At 72.3% G+C, this 16,716-nt stretch carries 18 protein-coding genes and 1 tRNA gene; 5 read left to right on the top strand and 14 right to left on the bottom strand.

From position 1 onward, the window contains the following. Positions 1-302: 302 nt before the first annotated feature. The 3 genes from purM to VK640_16890 are packed head-to-tail and all read right to left on the bottom strand — an operon-like array spanning position 303 to position 3,178. Positions 303-1,334: a phosphoribosylformylglycinamidine cyclo-ligase gene (purM, locus tag VK640_16900; GenBank protein ID HTE74857.1), complete on the bottom strand. Its 1,032-nt coding sequence runs from the start codon at positions 1,332-1,334 to the stop codon at positions 303-305. Beyond that, positions 1,331-2,920: an amidophosphoribosyltransferase gene (gene purF, locus VK640_16895; protein HTE74856.1), complete on the bottom strand. Its 1,590-nt coding sequence runs from the start codon at positions 2,918-2,920 to the stop codon at positions 1,331-1,333. The genes purM and purF overlap by 4 nt, the downstream gene beginning before the upstream one ends. A 9-nt stretch (positions 2,921-2,929) precedes the next feature. Beyond that, positions 2,930-3,178, bottom strand: a complete 249-nt coding sequence (locus tag VK640_16890; protein ID HTE74855.1) for a hypothetical protein — start codon at positions 3,176-3,178, stop codon at positions 2,930-2,932. 78 nt (positions 3,179-3,256) lie between these two features. Here VK640_16890 and VK640_16885 point away from each other — a divergent pair, with 78 nt between their 5' ends. Beyond that, entirely contained in the window at positions 3,257-4,081 is an 825-nt protein-coding gene (locus VK640_16885) for a hypothetical protein (protein HTE74854.1), read from the top strand. A 32-nt stretch (positions 4,082-4,113) separates the two neighbouring features. On the opposite strand, the gene VK640_16880 is transcribed toward VK640_16885, so the two are convergent. The 7 genes from VK640_16880 to VK640_16850 all read right to left on the bottom strand — a co-directional run bounded on the left by VK640_16880 (position 4,114) and on the right by VK640_16850 (position 10,173). After that, complete coding sequence (locus VK640_16880) at positions 4,114-4,926, bottom strand: ABC transporter permease (protein HTE74853.1); 813 nt, start codon at positions 4,924-4,926, stop codon at positions 4,114-4,116. A gap of 10 nt (positions 4,927-4,936) precedes the next feature. Further along, complete coding sequence (locus tag VK640_16875) at positions 4,937-5,830, bottom strand: ABC transporter permease (GenBank protein HTE74852.1); 894 nt, start codon at positions 5,828-5,830, stop codon at positions 4,937-4,939. A gap of 7 nt (positions 5,831-5,837) precedes the next feature. Beyond that, on the bottom strand, positions 5,838-7,061 hold the full coding sequence (locus VK640_16870) for an ABC transporter substrate-binding protein (protein ID HTE74851.1): 1,224 nt from the start codon (positions 7,059-7,061) through the stop codon (positions 5,838-5,840). Then, positions 7,061-8,155 (bottom strand): ABC transporter ATP-binding protein, encoded by a 1,095-nt coding sequence (locus VK640_16865; protein ID HTE74850.1) that lies wholly within the window; start codon positions 8,153-8,155, stop codon positions 7,061-7,063. Before VK640_16865 ends, VK640_16870 begins: the two co-directional genes overlap by 1 nt. 213 nt (positions 8,156-8,368) lie before the next feature. Further along, complete coding sequence (locus tag VK640_16860; protein ID HTE74849.1) at positions 8,369-9,190, bottom strand: DUF2817 domain-containing protein; 822 nt, start codon at positions 9,188-9,190, stop codon at positions 8,369-8,371. Between the two features lie 12 nt (positions 9,191-9,202). After that, entirely contained in the window at positions 9,203-9,565 is a 363-nt protein-coding gene (locus VK640_16855; protein ID HTE74848.1) for a sterol carrier family protein, read from the bottom strand. Between the two features lie 2 nt (positions 9,566-9,567). Continuing rightward, on the bottom strand, positions 9,568-10,173 hold the full coding sequence (locus VK640_16850; GenBank protein ID HTE74847.1) for a hypothetical protein: 606 nt from the start codon (positions 10,171-10,173) through the stop codon (positions 9,568-9,570). Between the two features lie 47 nt (positions 10,174-10,220). Here VK640_16850 and VK640_16845 point away from each other — a divergent pair. Both VK640_16845 and VK640_16840 read left to right on the top strand, forming a co-directional pair. Continuing rightward, positions 10,221-10,296: transfer RNA gene (locus VK640_16845), tRNA-Gly, on the top strand. Continuing rightward, on the top strand, positions 10,296-10,700 hold the full coding sequence (locus VK640_16840) for a hypothetical protein (protein HTE74846.1): 405 nt from the start codon (positions 10,296-10,298) through the stop codon (positions 10,698-10,700). Before VK640_16845 ends, VK640_16840 begins: the two co-directional genes overlap by 1 nt. On the opposite strand, the gene purL is transcribed toward VK640_16840, so the two are convergent. The 4 genes from purL to VK640_16820 form a co-directional block, all read right to left on the bottom strand. After that, positions 10,697-12,973 (bottom strand): phosphoribosylformylglycinamidine synthase subunit PurL, encoded by a 2,277-nt coding sequence (purL, locus tag VK640_16835; GenBank protein ID HTE74845.1) that lies wholly within the window; start codon positions 12,971-12,973, stop codon positions 10,697-10,699. The two genes, VK640_16840 and purL, sit on opposite strands and share 4 nt — an antisense overlap. Continuing rightward, positions 12,970-13,641, bottom strand: a complete 672-nt coding sequence (gene purQ, locus VK640_16830) for a phosphoribosylformylglycinamidine synthase subunit PurQ (GenBank protein HTE74844.1) — start codon at positions 13,639-13,641, stop codon at positions 12,970-12,972. The genes purL and purQ overlap by 4 nt, the downstream gene beginning before the upstream one ends. Then, positions 13,638-13,904, bottom strand: coding sequence for a phosphoribosylformylglycinamidine synthase subunit PurS (purS, locus tag VK640_16825; protein HTE74843.1), 267 nt, complete (start codon positions 13,902-13,904; stop codon positions 13,638-13,640). The genes purQ and purS overlap by 4 nt, the downstream gene beginning before the upstream one ends. Positions 13,905-13,966: 62 nt before the next feature. After that, positions 13,967-15,448 (bottom strand): hypothetical protein, encoded by a 1,482-nt coding sequence (locus VK640_16820; GenBank protein HTE74842.1) that lies wholly within the window; start codon positions 15,446-15,448, stop codon positions 13,967-13,969. 142 nt (positions 15,449-15,590) lie between these two features. On the opposite strand from VK640_16820, the gene VK640_16815 reads away from it, so the two are divergent. Then, on the top strand, positions 15,591-16,496 hold the full coding sequence (locus VK640_16815) for an ABC transporter substrate-binding protein (protein ID HTE74841.1): 906 nt from the start codon (positions 15,591-15,593) through the stop codon (positions 16,494-16,496). A 1-nt stretch (position 16,497) separates the two neighbouring features. After that, on the top strand, positions 16,498-16,716 hold a 219-nt coding region (locus tag VK640_16810), incomplete at its 3' end, for an amino acid ABC transporter permease (GenBank protein HTE74840.1).

Genomic DNA, 16,716 nt, shown 5'->3' with positions numbered 1-16,716 from the left:
CAGCCTCTGCGCCGATCACCAACCGCCGTGGCACCCCACCAGGTTGGTCTGATGCGACGGTCCACCGCCGCACCCGTCCACAGGCGGTGACTGGTAGGCGCTGCGCTCCGGAGACGACATGCGGTCTCTTGCCCGCGAAGGCCCTACGGAGCGATCCGCAGCCGGGCGGTCGGGCGGCCGGGAGGAGCGGGAAGCTGCTCCGGAGACGGATCGCGGCTACGTGCCCGCGCATCCCCTCCGGAGACGCGAGGCAACGGGACGACCGGGGGGGCGAGGTGCGCCAGGTCAGGCAGCGGTGGCGGTCAGGTGGCCGGCCTGACCGAGCCGCAGACCCAGGCGTCCACGCCGCGTTGCCGCAGCATGCCGACCGCCGCGTCGGCGTCCTCGCGGGCGACGACGGCGACCATGCCTACCCCGAGGTTGAGCGTCCGCTCGAGCTCGGCCGGGTCGACCTGGCCGACCTGGCCGACCAGCCCGAAGACCGGTCCCGGGGTCCACGACGAGCGGTCGACGTCGGCGCGAACCCCGGGCGGCAGGACCCGGGCCAGGTTGGCGGCCAGCCCGCCGCCGGTGACGTGCGAGAAGGCGTGCACGTCGACCGACTCGGCAAGCGCCAGGCAGTCCTTGGCGTAGATCCGCGTCGGCTCCAGCAGCTCCTCGCCGAGCGTGCGGCCGAGCTCGTCGACGTGCCGGCCCAGCGACCAGCCCGCCCCGGCCTCCGAGAGCAGCACGTGGCGCACCAGCGAGTAGCCGTTGCTGTGCAGCCCGCTCGACGGCATCGCCACCAGCACGTCGCCGGCGCTGACCCGCTCCGGGCCCAGCAGCCGTTCCGCCTCGACGACTCCCGTGCCGGCCCCCGCCACGTCGTAGTCGTCCGGCCCGATCAGGCCCGGGTGCTCGGCCGTCTCGCCGCCCACCAGCGCGCAGCCGGCCAGCACGCAGCCCTCCGCGATGCCCTTGACGACGGCCGCGATCCGCTCGGGCACGACGCGACCGCAGGCGATGTAGTCGGTCATGAACAGCGGCTCCGCGCCGCAGACCACCAGGTCGTCGACGACCATGCCGACCAGGTCGTGGCCGATCGTGTCGTGCTTGTCCATGGCGGCCGCGATGGAGACCTTGGTGCCCACCCCGTCGGTGGACGTCGCCAGCAACGGGCGGTCGTACGTCCTCAGGGCACTCACGTCGAACAGCCCGGCGAAGCCCCCGATGCCCCCGACGACCTCCGGTCGCGACGTCTTGGCGACCCACGCCTTCATCAGCTCGACGGCCCGGTCGCCCGCCTCGATGTCGACGCCGGCGGCGGCGTAGCTCGCGCCCTCCGGCGCCGTCATGGGCGGGTCAGGGCGTCGTGGCCGGGGACGATGGCCGGCCCGACCGGCTCCACCTCCAGCAGGTGCTTGCCGAGCAGCTCCGGCTCCGGCAGCTCCACCGGGTAGACGCCGTCGAAGCAGGCCCGGCAGAGGTTGTCCATCGGCTGCTCGGTGGCGGCGACCAGGCCCTCGAGCGAGATGAAGCCGAGCGAGTCGGCGCCGATCGACGCGCAGATCTCGTCGACGGTCAGCCCGTTGGCGATCAGCTCGCCGGCCGAGGCGAAGTCGATGCCGTAGAAGCACGGCCACTTGACCGGTGGCGCCGAGATGCGGACGTGCACCTCGGCGGCCCCGGCCTCGCGCAGCATCCGCACCAGGGCGCGCTGGGTGTTGCCGCGCACGATCGTGTCGTCGACGACGACCAGCCGCTGGCCGGCGATGACCTCGCGCAGCGGGTTCAGCTTCAGCCGGATGCCGAGCTGCCGGATGGTCTGCGAGGGCTGGATGAACGTGCGGCCGACGTAGGAGTTCTTCACCAGGCCGAGGCCGTACGGGATGCCCGACCCCTGCGAGTAGCCGACCGCTGCTGGGGTGCCGGACTCGGGGACCGGGATCACCAGGTCCGCCTCGGCGGGCGCCTCGACGGCAAGCGCCCGACCGACCGCGACCCGGGTCGCGTGCACCGAGCGGCCGGCGATGCGGGTGTCCGGCCGGGCCAGGTAGACGTACTCGAACAGGCAGCCCTTGGGCTCGGCCTCGGCGAAGCGCTGGGTACGCAGCCCGTGCTCGTCGATGGCCACCAGCTCGCCCGGCTCGATCTCGCGGACCTGTGCTGCGCCGACGATGTCAAGGGCGGCCGTCTCGCTGGCCACGACCCAGCCGCGGTCCAGCCGGCCGAGCACCAGCGGGCGGATCCCCTGCGGGTCGCGGGCGGCGTACAGCGTCTCCTCGTCCATGAACACCAGCGAGAACGCGCCGCGGAGCTGAGGCAGCACCTGCATCGCGGCCTGCTCGAGGGAGAGGTCGGGGTAGGACGCGAGCAGCGCCGTGACGATCTCGGTGTCGGTGGTGCTGTGCAGGGCGGCGTGGCCCCGCATGCCCTCGCGCCAGCGCCGGGTCTCGTCCTTGGTCGGCGCGGCGCCCTCGTAGGGCAGCTGGCCGCTCTCGGCGGCACGCTTCTCGACGAGGTCGAGCAGCTCGCGGGTGTTGGTGAGGTTCCCGTTGTGGCCCAAGGCGATCGAGCCGGCCGCCGTGGACCGGAAGGTCGGCTGCGCGTTCTCCCACACGCTGGACCCTGTCGTGCTGTAGCGGGTGTGGCCGATCGCGAGGTGGCCGCGCAGCGCGCCGAGATGGCCCTCGTCGAAGACCTGCGCCACCAGGCCCATGTCCTTGTAGACCAGGATCTGCGAGCCGTTGCTCACCGCGATGCCCGCCGACTCCTGGCCGCGGTGCTGCAGGGCGTAGAGCCCGAAGTAGGTGAGCTTGGCGACCTCGGTGTCGGCGCCGGCCGAGTAGGAGGCCCAGACGCCGAAGACCCCGCAGGAGTCCTGCGGTCCCTTCTCACCAGGGTTCAGGTCGTGTCCGAGCCGTCCGTCACCACGTGGCACACCATCAGTCTAGGGGCGCCGGGCCCGCCGGGACTCCAGGACGACCGCGGCGAGCCCGCCGAGGATGCCGAAGACCACGCCCAGGACGATCGCCAGGTAGACGAACAGCACCCAGGGCTGCTCGACCTGGCCGGCGCGGCGCTCCGTCAGCACGGCGGCGACCAGCACGCCGACGAGCGCCCCGGTCCCGAGGAACCGCAGGTAGCGGGGGCTCCGCCCGGTCCGCGGCGACTGCGGCGACTGCGGCGACTGCGGCACGTCTCGACTCTAGGTCGGGCGCCCCGGGTCAAGAACAGGGTGTGTTCCGGACGCTGACCGTCCGCAAGGGGACGTACCGTGCCGCGCATGCGGATGGCGGCAGGGGTGCTCGCGCTCGTGACGGCGACGATGGCGGCGGGGCTGGCGGCCTGCGGAGGTGCCGGCGGCGACGACGCGGCCGGCGGGCCCGGGACCGCGTCGGGGACGGCCTCGCCCACCACGACGACGACCTCGGCGGCGGCCAGCCCCACGCCGCGGGCCACGGACGCCAACGGCTTCCCGCTGCCGGAGCGGCCGGCCTGCGCCGCGGAGTCCGGGGGCGAGTTCGTCCGGGCCACCACCAGCGAGGGCAACAGCGTCGGCATCCTGGTCCTCGGCGAGGGGGCGTCCGGTGTCGTGCTCGGCCCGCAGGACGGCGGCGACATCTGCATGATGCTGGCCTACGGCGAGGAGCTCGCCACGAGGTACCGGGTCGCGCTCTACGACTGGAAGGAGCCCCGGTCGGAGGTCCCGGTGCTCGCGGTCAAGGCGCTGCGGGACGCCGGAGCCGACCGGGTGGTGCTCGCCGGCGCGTCGTACGGCGGGGCGCTCGCGATGTCGGAGGCGCACCGGGTCCGCCCGCGGCTGGCCGGCGTGCTGTCGCTCGGCGGCGAGCTGAGGCTGCCGGGCGAGGACTTCCGCCCCGGCATCCGCAGGTGGCGCGGGCCGCTGCTGGAGATCAGCAGCAAGCAGGACGCCTACTTCGACAGCGCCGACGCCCGGCGGCTGCACGCCCTGCATCCGGGGCCGGAGACCGTCCTCATGCTGCCGGGCAGCCTGCACGGCGTCGACCTGCTCGAGGGCCCGCAGCAGGAGCGGGTCCGCGCGACCGTCGACGAGTTCCTCGACCGCGTGCTCGGCTGACCGGCTGTGACCAACCTGTCGGCCGGGTACAGCTAGAGCCGGCCGCCGGCGACGTCCGAGGAGATCCGCTGCGAGAGCCACACCGGCACGACCGACAGCAGGATCAGCACCGCGGCGACCACGTTGACGATCGGCGCCTGGTTGGGCCGGGCGAGGTTGCTGAAGATCCACAGCGGCAGGGTCTGCACGCTCGCGCCGGCGGTGAAGGTCGTGACGATGATCTCGTCGAAGGAGAGCGCGAAGGCGAGCAGGGCGCCCGCGACGAGGGCGGATCGGATCGCGGGGAAGGTCACGTGCCGGAAGGTCGTGAAGACGCCGGCCCCCAGGTCCATCGACGCCTCCTCGAGCGAGCCGCCGGCGCGCCGCAGCCGGGCGAGCACGTTGTTGAAGACCAGCACGACGCAGAACGTGGCGTGGCCCACGATGACGGTGAACAGGCCGAACTCGACGCCCAGGGGCTCCAGCGACGTGGTGATCGCGTTGGACAGGGCGATGCCGGTGACGATGCCGGGCAGCGCGATCGGCAGCACGACGAGGATCGAGACCACCTCACGGCCGAAGAACCGGTAGCGCGCGACGGCGAAGGCCGCCATCGACCCCAGCACCAGGGCGATCGCCGTGGCGCCGAGCCCGGCCTTCACCGAGGTGATCAGCGCCTGCCTGGCCCCCTCGTTGTGCCAGGCCCGCTGCCACCACTCCAGGGTGAAGCCCGACGGCGGCCAGCCGAAGGTCCGGTCGGTGTTGAACGAGGAGATCAGCACCACCAGCAAGGGGATGTAGACGAAGGCCAGACCGAGCGCCATGACCGCGGCCAGGGCGGCGCGCGCCCCTCGGGACAGGATCACCTCGCCCCCCTCACAAGTTGTCGAGGGCGCCGGTGCGCCGGACGACGAGCAGGAACACAATCATGATCATGATCGGCACGGCGGCCAGCGCGGCGGCGAGCGGGAGGTTGTTGGCCGCGCCCGCGTTGCCCTGGATCAGGTTGCCGATCAGCTGGCTCTTGCCGCCGACGATCTGCACCACGATGTAGTCGCCGAGGCTCAGCGAGAAGGTGAAGATCGCCCCCGCGACCACCGCCGGGAAGGCCAGCGGCACCACGACGGAGCGGATGGTGCGGCCGGCCTTGGCCCCCAGGTCGGAGGACGCCTCGAGCATCGAGTCCGGCAGCCGCTCCATGCCGGCGTAGATCGGCAGGACCATGAACGGCAGCCACAGGTAGGTCAGCACGATCACCGTCGCGGTGAGCCCGAACCCCGGACCTGTCAGCCCGAAGGGCGCGAGCGCCCAGTTGACGACCCCCTCGCCGGCGAGCATCGCACGCCAGGCGTAGGCCTTGACCAGGTAGCTGGCCCACAGCGGCGTGAGGACCAGGACCACCAGCACCCGACGCGACCGGGGCGAGGCGACCTTGGCCATGAAGAGCGCCATCGGGAAGGCCAGCACCGCGCAGATCACGGTGACCGCCGCGGCGACGCCGATCGTGCGCAGCGTGACGGTGCGGTAGACCCCGGTCGTGAAGATCGAGCGGAAGTTGTCCAGCGTCGCCTCGTGCACGATCTCGCCGGTGAAGTCGTCCGTGGTCCAGAACGCCGAGACCAGCAGCACCGCGAGCGACCCGAGGTAGACCACCACCAGCACGAGGATCGGTGCGACGAGCAGCAGGCTCAGCCGCAGCACCGGGTGCCGGTGCAGGACGCCCGACAGCCGCCGCGCGAGCGACGGCTGCCGAGCGACCTGCTGGCTCATGCGACGACTAGCCCTTGATCTCCTGCCAGGCCGTCGTCCAGTCGCCGTAGTCCTTGCACTGGACCTTGGTGCGCCCGTCCAGGCACTGGCTGATCGGCGTGTTCCAGTACCAGACCTGGTCGAAGTAGGCCTCGTCGGAGGCGTGGAAGGTGTCGCAGTGGTCCTCGTCCGCTGTCTCGGCGCACGACTTCTCGTTGGCCGGGGCCTCGCCGAACCACTCCGCGACCTGGGCGTTCGCCGTCGGAGAGACGATGTGGTCCATCCACAGGTAGGCGCACGTCTTGTGCTCGCTCTTGGTGGCCACCATCCAGGTGTCGGACCACCCGGTCGCGCCTTCCTCGGGCAGGACGGCCTCGACCTTCGCCTTGTCGGCCTGGGCGAGGTTCACGATGATCTGCCAGGTGGTGCCGACGACGGAGTCGCCGTTCTTGAAGGCCTGGATCTCCTTCGTGTAGTCCGACCAGTACTCGCCGATGTGGGCGTTCTGCTCCTTGAGCAGGTCGACCGCGGCCTGGAACTGCTTGTCGTCGAGCGCGTAGGGGTTCTTGATGCCGAGGTCCGGCTGGGTCGCCATCAGGTAGACGGCGGCGTCGGCGATGTAGATCGGCGAGTCGTACGCCGTTACCTTGCCCGAGTTGGCCGACGCGTCGTCGAAGACGGCCGACCACGAGTCGGGCGCCGGCGACACGACCTCGGTGTTGTACATCAGCAGGTTGGCGCCGCGCCCGTGCGGGATGCCGTAGGCCACACCGTCGACGCTGTTCCACGGCTGCATCTTCAGCGCCTCGAAGACGTCGGCGTAGTTGGGCACCAGGTCGGTGTTGACCGGCTCGACGTCGCCGGACGCGATCAGCCGCAGCGACGCGTCCCCGGACGCCGACACGACGTCGTACTGCCCGGTCTTCATCAGGTTGACCATGTCGTCGGAAGTCGGCGCGGTCTTGACGTTGACCTGGCAGCCGGTCTCCTCCTCGAACGGCGTCACCCAGTCGACAGCCGGGTCGGTGCTGCCGTCCTCGACGTAGCCGGCCCAGGCGACGATGTTGACCTCGCCCTCGGGCTCCCCGAGCTCGGTCAGTGCCTTCAGGTCCGGCGGCGTGAACCCCTGGTCCGTGGTGTCGGTGCCGGAGCCGCCTCCGCCCGCCGAGTCGTCCCCTCCGTCGTCCCCGCCGCACGCCGTGAGCGCGATCAGGGCTGCTGCGGTGATCGCGAGCAGCTTGGTTCGGGTCATCAGTTCCCTTCCTCTCTGGTTGCGCCCCGTACGCGGTAGACGTTCTCCCGCGCGAAGCCCAGCCGGACCCGGCTGCCCCGAGGGGCGACCGGCCGGCCGGACGCGGGTCCGGTGTTCTGCTGCAGCGCCACGAGCTCGGGCCCGGCGTCCAGCCTGACGACGTACCGCGTCGACGGACCGGCATAGACGACCTCGTGGACCTCACCCCCGGCGACGACCTCGCCGCCGGCCGACCCCTCGGCAGCCTCCCCCGGACGCAGCGTGATCTTCTCCGGCCGGATGCTGAACGTGCCGTCCTCCCCGAGCAGCTCGCCCGAGGCCGCACCGGAGATGAGGTTCGAGGTGCCGACGAAGCCGGCGACGAACGGCGTCGCCGGGTGCTCGTATACCTCGGTGGGGGTGCCGACCTGCTCGACGCCGCCCTCGTTGAAGACGGCGATCCGGTCGCTCATGGTCAGCGCCTCCTCCTGGTCGTGGGTCACGAACAGGAAGGTCACGCCGACCTCGCGCTGGATCGACTTGAGCTCGACCTGCATCTGCTCGCGCAGCTTGAGGTCGAGGGCGCCGAGCGGCTCGTCGAGCAGGAGGACCTTGGGGTGGTTGACGAGCGCGCGCGCCAGGGCGACCCGCTGCCGCTGGCCGCCGGACAGCTGGCCGGGCCGCCGGTCGTCCATGCCGGCCAGCCGCATCGTCGCCAGCGCCTCGCGCGCCTGGGCCCGGCGCGACGACCTGCCGACGCCCTTGACCATCAGGCCGTAGGCGACGTTGTCGAGGACCGACATGTGCGGGAACAGCGCGTAGTCCTGGAAGACCGTGTTGACGTCGCGGTCGAAGGGCGGGTCCGCGGTCACGTCGCGGCCGCCGAGGTGGATCCGGCCGGCGGTCGGGGTCTCGAAGCCGGCGATCATCCGCAGCACGGTGGTCTTGCCGGAGCCGGAGGGCCCGAGCATCGCGAAGAACTCCCCGTCGCCGACGTCGAGGTCGACCGAGTCGACCGCCACCACCGATCCGGCGCCCGACCCGAAGACCTTGCGCAGGCCGACGAGGCGCACCGCAGGCGCAGCCGCGGGCGCGGCCCGACTGGCCTCCCTCACGCACACCTCCTCGACCCCTCGGAGGGCTCGAACGCTAGCGAAGGATCACTGTTCCGGAGTGCGGATTCCGTCGCGAAGTCGCCATTTCGTGTCCGAAACCGTCGTCCGGAGCCCGGCTTTGCGCACATTGCGCCCGTACGTCGGCTTCCCCGAAGGGCAGCCGCGCTCGAGGACAGGAACCCGGACGCCACCTGCGCCTACGTGTAGACCGGCTCAGCCGCCCGCACCGACGTCGACGACGGTGCGGGCGGCTGCCCGGATCCGCCAGTCCCGCACCCGATGGCCGAACTCCACCGTCACGGCCAGCCCGTCGGTGCGGTTGTTCACCCACTGGGTGAACGTGCCGTAGCAGATGCCCGTGCACACGAAGTCCTCGAGCGGGAGCCGCATGCCGGCCGCCAGCGCCTTGACTGTCCGGTAGCCCTTGTCGTTGACGCCGACCCCGAACAGGGGCTGGTGGAAGGTGATGACCAGCCACGGGTCGAGCCGTCGGACCAGGTCGCGCAGCGCCACGGACTCCGGCTCCGAGAGAGGCCGCGGGCCCGACCACGTCTCGTCCCGGCTGCTGGTGTGCCAGTTGTAGGGGAAGTTGCGGTTGAGGTCGACGCCGTGGTCGTTGGTCCGGCGGTCGGCCGCGGTGCCGTCCGGGTTGACCGTGCGCGCCAGCCACAGGTCGAGCTGGTCGGGGAGGTCGACCCGGTCGCGGAGCGCCCGGACGACCCGCATCCCGGCCCGCTCGTCGCCGTGGATGCTGCCGATGACCAGCACCCGACGGGTCGCGCCCTCAGTGGTCCGGTGCACCACCGTCATGGGAAGCCCCCGCACCGAGGTGCCGACGACCTCGCTGGTCGTCGTCACCGGCAGGGCGGCGTCGTCGGCGGCGTCGTCGGCGGCGGCCGAGCCGGCGGCGAGCGTCAGCGGCGCGACGAGCACGGCCGCGGCCACGGCGGCGACAGCGGCCTGCGCGCGGGTGCGCCGTGCGGTGCTGGGGCGGGTGGCCGGACGACGCGAGGCCGGACGACGTGGGGCGCGCACCCGGCCAGGGTGTCAGACGACCGGCAGGAATCCGGAGAGGTCGGCGCGTTCGCCACTCGCCTGGACCCGACCCTCGGCCATCGCGTCGGCCCAGCCGAGGTCGCCGGTGGCGAGCGCGACCCAGGTCATGGCGTCGGTCTCGACGACGTTGGGCGGCGTGCCCCGGGTGTGCTGCGGCCCGGGGACGCACTGGACCGCGCCGTGCGGCGGCACCCGGACCTCGACCGACCTGCCGGGCGCCTGCGCGGCCAGCTCCTCGAGCAGGAAGCGCACCGCGTCGCGGACGTCGGCCGGCTCCATGGTGTGCGGCTCGAGCACCCTGGCGAGGGCCGCGCGGCCGTGCTCGGGGTCGACCCGGCGACGTGGTCCGGCCACCGCTACAGCCGGCCCTTGCCCAAGTCCTCGAGCGCGCCGACCGCGACCCGCAGCACCGCCGCCGACTCGTCCGGCGGGACGACCGGCAGCATCTCTTCCCAGAGCGTCAGGCATGAGCCGCGCAGCTGCAGCATCCCGGCCGGCCGCGCGAGCAGGAACTGGTGCAGGTGCGCGCCGCCGTCGCCGATCTTGTAGACGTGCATCCGGCCGATGCCGTCGAGCGCCTCGACCGCTCGCGCGACCCGGGCCGAGATGACGCCCAGCTCGGCAGCCATCGGGTCGCCCAGATCGCCGAAGTCGAGGTGCTCGCGGGGCATCACCATGACCGACAGCGGCAGCCGCGGCTCACCGAACGCGACCAGCGTCCACCGCTCGTTCGCCCAGACGGCGTCGGCGTCCGGGTCGGCGCACCGCGCGCAGCCGACGCCGCCCTCGCCGGCCCGGGGCGGCTCGGGCAGCGTCAGCGGGTCGAGCGGCTTGACCACGAGGGAGTCGGGCTCGAAGGGGAAGATCTCCCACCAGGCCTGTTCCGGCACCTGCAGCCGCCGCTGCGGGTCGGCCTGCGCAAGCACTCGGTCGTGGAACTGCTGCGGGGTCGGGACGGCCACCCGCCCGACCCTAGTCAGGCTCCGGCGCATAGGGTGAGCGCGCACCTGCAGGCGTAGCTCAACCGGCTAGAGCGCCCCCCTTCCAGGGGGGAGGTGTTGGTTCGCGACCAGCCGCCTGCTCCATGAGACGCAACCCTGGGCACTCGCAGCACTCGCAGCACTCGCAGCACTCGCAGCGCTCGTGGCGGTCGCGCCGGTCCGCCCGGTCGATCCTCTCGGTCGGGTCCACCCGGTCGGTGCTCTCGGTCAACTCGAGCGGGTCGGTGCTGTCGATCGGCAGCATCGGGTCCTTCGGCTGCGTCGGGAGCGTCGGGTCGGCGATGTCGCTCTTCTCGGTCGGGTCGTGGCAGAGCGAGCTGTCGCTGCTGTCGGCGCAGTGCAACCTGTCGGTGCTGTCCTTCCAGGCCGACGGCGGCGTGCTCGGCCGACGCACTGACGGTCCGCTGAGCCGCTTCCCGAGCACCCCGGTGGCCGTCCTCCTCACCGCCGCCGCCGTGGCATGGGCGGTCCGCGAGGCCCGTCGCTAGCCGAAGAGCGCCGGCAGCGTGCGCTCGGACGCGGCGCGCAGCTCGCCGACCGGCAGGTCGAGCTCGCCGAGCACGAGCGTGTCACGACCGGTGGTCCCGAGCCGGGTCACCCTGACGCCGTACGTCGCTGCCGACGACTCGAGGTCGGCGACCCGGTCCGCGGGCACCGTCACGACAGCCCGCGCTACCGACTCGGCGAAGAGCGCGACGAACGCGTCTCCGCCGGCGACCTCCCCTAGGGACACCGTCGCACCGACCCCGCGGCGCAGCGCCATCTCGACCAGGGTCTGCGCGAGGCCACCGTCCGACACGTCGTGCGCCGCGGTCACGATGCCCCCGGCCGCGACGTCGGCCATCAGCGAGGCGAGCGCCTGCTCGGCCGCCAGGTCGACCCGGGGAGGCAGCCCGCCGAGGTGGCCGTGCACCTCGTGCGCCCACTCCGAGCCGGCCAGCTCGTCGCGCGTCTCGCCGAGCAGCACCACGACCTCGTCCGCGGCGGCGAAGCCCATCGGCACCCGGCGGCGCACGTCGGCCAGGACGCCGAGGACGCCGACCACCGGCGTCGGGTTGATCGCGACGTCGCCGGTCTGGTTGTAGAAGCTGACGTTGCCGCCGGTCACCGGCACGCCGAGCTCGAGGCAGCCGTCGGCCAACCCGCGGGTCGCCTCGGCGAACTGCCACATCACGTCCGGGTCCTCGGGCGAGCCGAAGTTGAGGCAGTCGGTCACGGCGAGCGGCCGGGCGCCGGTGACGGCCACGTTGCGGTAGGCCTCCGACAGCGCGAGCTGCGCGCCGGCGTAGGGGTCCAGCTTGGCGAAGCGGCCGTTGCCGTCGGTGGCCAGCGCGATGCCGAGGTTGCTCGACTCGTCGACGCGCACGACACCGGAGTCCTCGGGCTGGGCGAGGACGGTGTTGCCGAGGACGTACCTGTCGTACTGGTCGGTCACCCACGACTTCGACGCCAGGTTGGGCGACGCGACCATCCGCAGCACGGTCGCGCGCAGCTCGTCAGCCGTCGCCGGCCGCGGCAGCGACGACGGGTCGTCGGCCTGCAGCGCGTCCTGCCAGGACGGCCGCACGTAGGGCCGCTCGTAGACCGGGCCCTCGTGCGCGACGGTCCGCGGCGGCACGTCGACGATCGTCTCGCCGTGCCACTGCACGGTCAGCCGGCCGCTGCCGTCGACCTCGCCGATGACCGTGGCGAGCACGTCCCAGCGGGCGCAGATCCCGAGGAACGCGTCGATCTTCGCCGGCTCGACGACCGCGCACATGCGCTCCTGCGACTCGCTCATCAGGATCTCCTCGGGGCGCAGCGAGGAGTCACGCAGCGGCACCCGGTCCAGCCAGACCGTCATGCCGCCGTCACCGTTGGACGCCAGCTCCGAGGTCGCGCAGGACAGCCCGGCGCCACCGAGGTCCTGGATGCCGACGACCAGGTCTGCGGCGAAGAGGTCGAGGCAGCACTCGATGAGCACCTTCTCCATGAAGGGGTCACCGACCTGGACGGCAGGCCGCTTGGTGGGATGCGCCTCGTCGAACGTCTCCGAGGCGAGGACGGAGACGCCGCCGATCCCGTCGCCGCCGGTGGCCGCGCCGAAGAGCACCACCAGGTTGCCGGCGCCCGAGGCGTGCGCGAGCTTGATCTGGTCGTGGCGCATGACACCGGCGCAGAGCGCGTTGACCAGCGGGTTGCCGGCGTAGGACGGGTCGAAGACGACCTCGCCGCCGACGTTGGGCAGCCCGAGGCAGTTGCCGTAGCCGCCGATGCCGGCGACGACACCGGGCAGTACCCGGCGGGTGTCCTCCGCGTCCGCGGGGCCGAAGCGCAGCGGGTCCATCACGGCGACCGGGCGGGCACCCATCGACATGATGTCGCGCACGATGCCGCCGACCCCGGTGGCCGCTCCCTGGTAGGGCTCGACGTAGCTCGGGTGGTTGTGCGACTCGACCTTGAAGGTCACCGCCCAGCCGTCGCCGATGTCGACGACGCCCGCGTTCTCGCCGATGCCGACTAGCAGCGCTGAAGACCCAACGGAGCCTTCCGATGCCGTCCGACTGAACTGCCTGAGGTGCACCTTGCTCGACTTGTAGGAGCAGTGCTCGCTCCACATCACCGAGTACATCGCCAGCTCCGACGACGTCGGGCGGCGGCCGAGGATCTCCCGGATCCGGGCGTACTCGTCGTCCTCGAGGCCGAGCTCGCGGTAGGGCTGCTCGACCTCCGGCGTCGCCTCGGCCTGCTTCACCGTTTCGGACACCGTCTCGGCGGTCATGCTGACACCGCGGCCGACAGCACCGAGGTGAAGAACGTCAGCCCGTCGGTCGACGGCCCGGTGAGCTCCTCGACCGCGTGCTCCGGATGCGGCATCAGGCCCACCACGTTGCCGCGCTCGTTGGTGATCCCCGCGATCGACCGGTAGGACCCGTTGGGGTTGTCGCCGACGTACCGAACGACGACCCGGCCCTCGGCCTCGAGGCGGTCCAGCGTCGCGTCGTCCGCTACGTAGCCGCCCTCGCCGTTCTTGAGCGGTACGACGACGCGCTGGCCGGCCGAGTAGCCGCTGGTCCAGGCCGTCGCGGCGTTCGCGACCTCGAGCTCCTGGTCGACGCAGTTGAACTTGCGGTGGTCGTTGCGGATCAGCGCCCCGGGAAGCAGGTGCGACTCGCACAGCACCTGGAAGCCGTTGCAGATGCCCAGGACCGGCAGCCCGCCGCGGGCCGCGTCGACCAGCGGCGCCATCACCGGCGCGAACCGGGCGATCGCCCCGCAGCGCAGGTAGTCGCCGTAGGAGAAGCCGCCGGGCAGGACGACCGCGTCGACGTCACGCAGCGTGTCGTCGCCGTGCCAGAGCCGGACGGCCTCGGCGCCGGCCAGCCGCACCGCGCGGGCCGCGTCGCCGTCGTCCAGCGATCCCGGGAAGCTGACGACCCCGACCTTCATCGGTGCGCCCCGCCGCCCGGCTCCTCGACATGGACGGTGAAGTCCTCGATGACCGGGTTGGACAGCAGCGTCTCGGCCGCCGAACGGATCTGGGCCAGCCTTTCCTCGGTGACGTCACCCTCGACGTCCAGCTCGAACCGCTTGCCCTGGCGCACCCCGCTGATGCCGTCGAAGCCGAGCCGGGGCAGCGCTTGTGCCACCGCCTTGCCCTGGGGGTCGAGGATCTCGGGCTTGAGCATGACGTCGACGACGACGCGGGCCATCCGGGCACTCCTGCGGGGATCGGCGGGGTATCCCGGCCAGCCTATCCGCCGCCCCTGTGCCGTCAGGTGATGCGCAGGGTGACCACACCGCGGAAGTAGCCGGTGCGGGTCGCGACCGCCTTCTTCCGGCCGGTGTCGAAGCCGGCCGGGAAGGTCAGCGTCACCTTGCCCTTGGCGTCGGTCGTGTCCGACCGGCTGCCGACCTTGACCTTGGCTCCCTTGACCGGCAGCCCGGCGTCGCTGACCGTGAAGGTCACGCTCTTGGCGCCGGCGTTGTCCCACTTCCTGGGCGACGCCGCGACCTTGAGCCCGGGCAGCACCTGGGTGTGCAGCAGCCGGGGCCCGCCGCTGGCCTCCGGGTCGAAGCTGACGACGAGGTCGAGCCGCCCGTTGGCGGCATCCCCCACCGTGTTCCAGACCGTGCCGACGGCCGGGAGGCGCACCGACCGCACGGCGCCGAACTTCGTCACCGCCGCGTTGGTGCGCACCGCCTTCACCGTGCGGGTGCCGGACGCCCACCAGAACACCCAGAGCCGGCCCCCGGGTGCGGCGGCGACGCCGATCCGCTTGGCGTCCTTGGATCCCGGGACGGCGAGGGTGCTCGACGAGCCGACCTTCCACACCGAGACGCTGCCGCAGGTCGGGTACCCCTTACAGATCGCGGTGTACGTCCCGCCGGCACCCGAACGGCCGGTCAGCGCGACGGCCTGGTCGGGCGCCAGGCTGTTGGTCGCGCCGCCGAACTGCACCGTCGAGCCGGGCACCTTGGCGATGGCCCCGAGCGCGGGCGAGACCTGCCGGACGAAGGTGCCCTGCTGCGACGAGTTCGAGTACCACGCCAGCCACACCGACTCGTTCGCCGCGTCGCGGGCCAGCGTGGTGAAGTAGGCGCAGCACACGGACCCGCCCGGCGTCGACGGGTTGTCGAACGAGACGTCGGGGACCGCGTCGCTGATGCCCTGGTGCAGGTACAGCGTGTCCGTGGTGGCCCAGGACGACCACAGCGTCCCGCCGGCGACGACCGCGCTGGTGCCCGAGGACGCGTAGGCCGTCTTCTCGGTGCCGATGCGGCCCGGCGCCCCGAAGGCAGCCCCGCCGTCGAGGCTGACCGAGCTGAACAGCTCACCGGCGAAGCCGGTGCCGATGCCCGAGTAGACCAGGCGCAGCTCGGACCCCGGGCCCTGCACCACCTGCGGGTCGTTGACCAGGCTGCCGAGGGCCGGTCCCACGGGATGGCTTCCCACGGCGGTGGCGCCGGTCGCGGACACGGCCAGGTGGCCGATCTGGTCCTCGCCGGCGGCCGTCCGGTAGCTGTAGGCCACCTGGAGCCGGCCGTCCGGCGTCCGGGCCAGGTCGGCCCGGTCGATCGAGGTCATGCTGCCGGTCGACAGCGTGGTCCAGCGGCCGGGACCACCGGCCTGGGCCACCAGCGCCGGCCCCACGACGAGGGCGGCCGCGGTCAAGCCGACCACCCCGACGAGGGCGAGGCGACGGGGGTGCGCGGGTCGGGCTGACGGCGAGCTGACGACGGCGGTTCGGGTCATGCTGCGAACCGTGCCCGAGCGCGGCACGTCTCGCGGGGACGTGACCGGTTTTTGCGCAATGTGCGTTTCGCACGGAAGGTGGTCACCTGCCCACCGGCTGGACGCCCTGCGCGCCGTGACGCCGCGCACCTACGATCGCGCCATGACCCCACGTCTGTCCCGCCCTGCCCACGTGGTCCTGGCTGCCGGCATGGCGATCGCCCTCCTGTCCACCGCCTGCGCCCCCGAGGACGACGACTCGTCGACCACCCCGAAGGACTCGGGCAGTTCGTCCGCCGCCAGCCCGACCGAGGACGCGTGCGCCAAGGAGTCCCTCGAGACGCACACGCCCGACACGTTGACGATCACGACAGACAAGCCGGCCTACCCGCCGTGGTTCGTCGACGACGACCCGTCCAACGGCAAGGGCTACGAGGGGGCGGTCGCGGCCGCCGTCGCGGAGCAGCTCGGCTTCACGCCGGACGAGGTCACCTGGACCAGCACCAAGTTCGACGCCGCGATCGCGCCCGGCCCCAAGGACTGGGACTTCGACATCAACCAGTTCTCGATCACCGAGGAGCGCAAGCAGGCGGTCGACTTCTCCTCGCCGTACTACGACGTGACCCAGGCGGTGGTGACCACCGGTAAGTCGAAGGCCGCCAAGGCGACCAGCCTGGCCGACCTCAAGGGCCTCAAGATCGGCGCCCAGGTGGGCACGACGTCGTACGACGCGATCATCTCCACGATCGACCCCGACCAGAAGCCGGCCGTCTACAACTCCAACGACGACGCCAAGCAGGCGCTGGAGAACGGCCAGGTCGACGCGATCGTCACCGACCTGCCGACCGCCTTCTACATCACGGCGGCGGAGCTCTCGAACGGCAAGATCGTCGGGCAGCTGCCCAGCGGGAGCGGGGAGCAGGAGCAGTTCGGCCTGGTCCTCGACAAGGGCAGCCCGCTCACCGCGTGCGTGAGCGCGGCGGTCGACGAGCTGCGGGCCGACGGCACCCTCGAGGCCCTGGTCGACGAGTGGCTCTCGCAGGCCGGCGGCGCGCCCGTCCTCTCCTGACGTGACCGTGCCCGCGCAGGTCTTCCCCGAGCTGAGCGCGGCTCAGCAGGAGAGGTTGGCCTACGGGCGCGGGCAGGCCCGCCGGTCCCGGCTGCTCGCCGGTGCCAGCACGGTGGTGTTCCTGGCCGTCATGGGTGCCGTGGTGGTCCTGAGCCCGGGCTGGGAGCGGGTGAAGGAGCAGTTCCTCGACCCGCAGGTGGCCAAGGACTCGTTCCCGGCG

This window comes from Actinomycetes bacterium, assembly GCA_035489715.1.
Lineage (GTDB): Bacteria > Actinomycetota > Actinomycetes > JACCUZ01 > JACCUZ01 > DATHAP01.
Note: the sequence above shows the minus strand (reverse complement) of the source record. Positions and strands in the feature narration are given on the sequence as shown.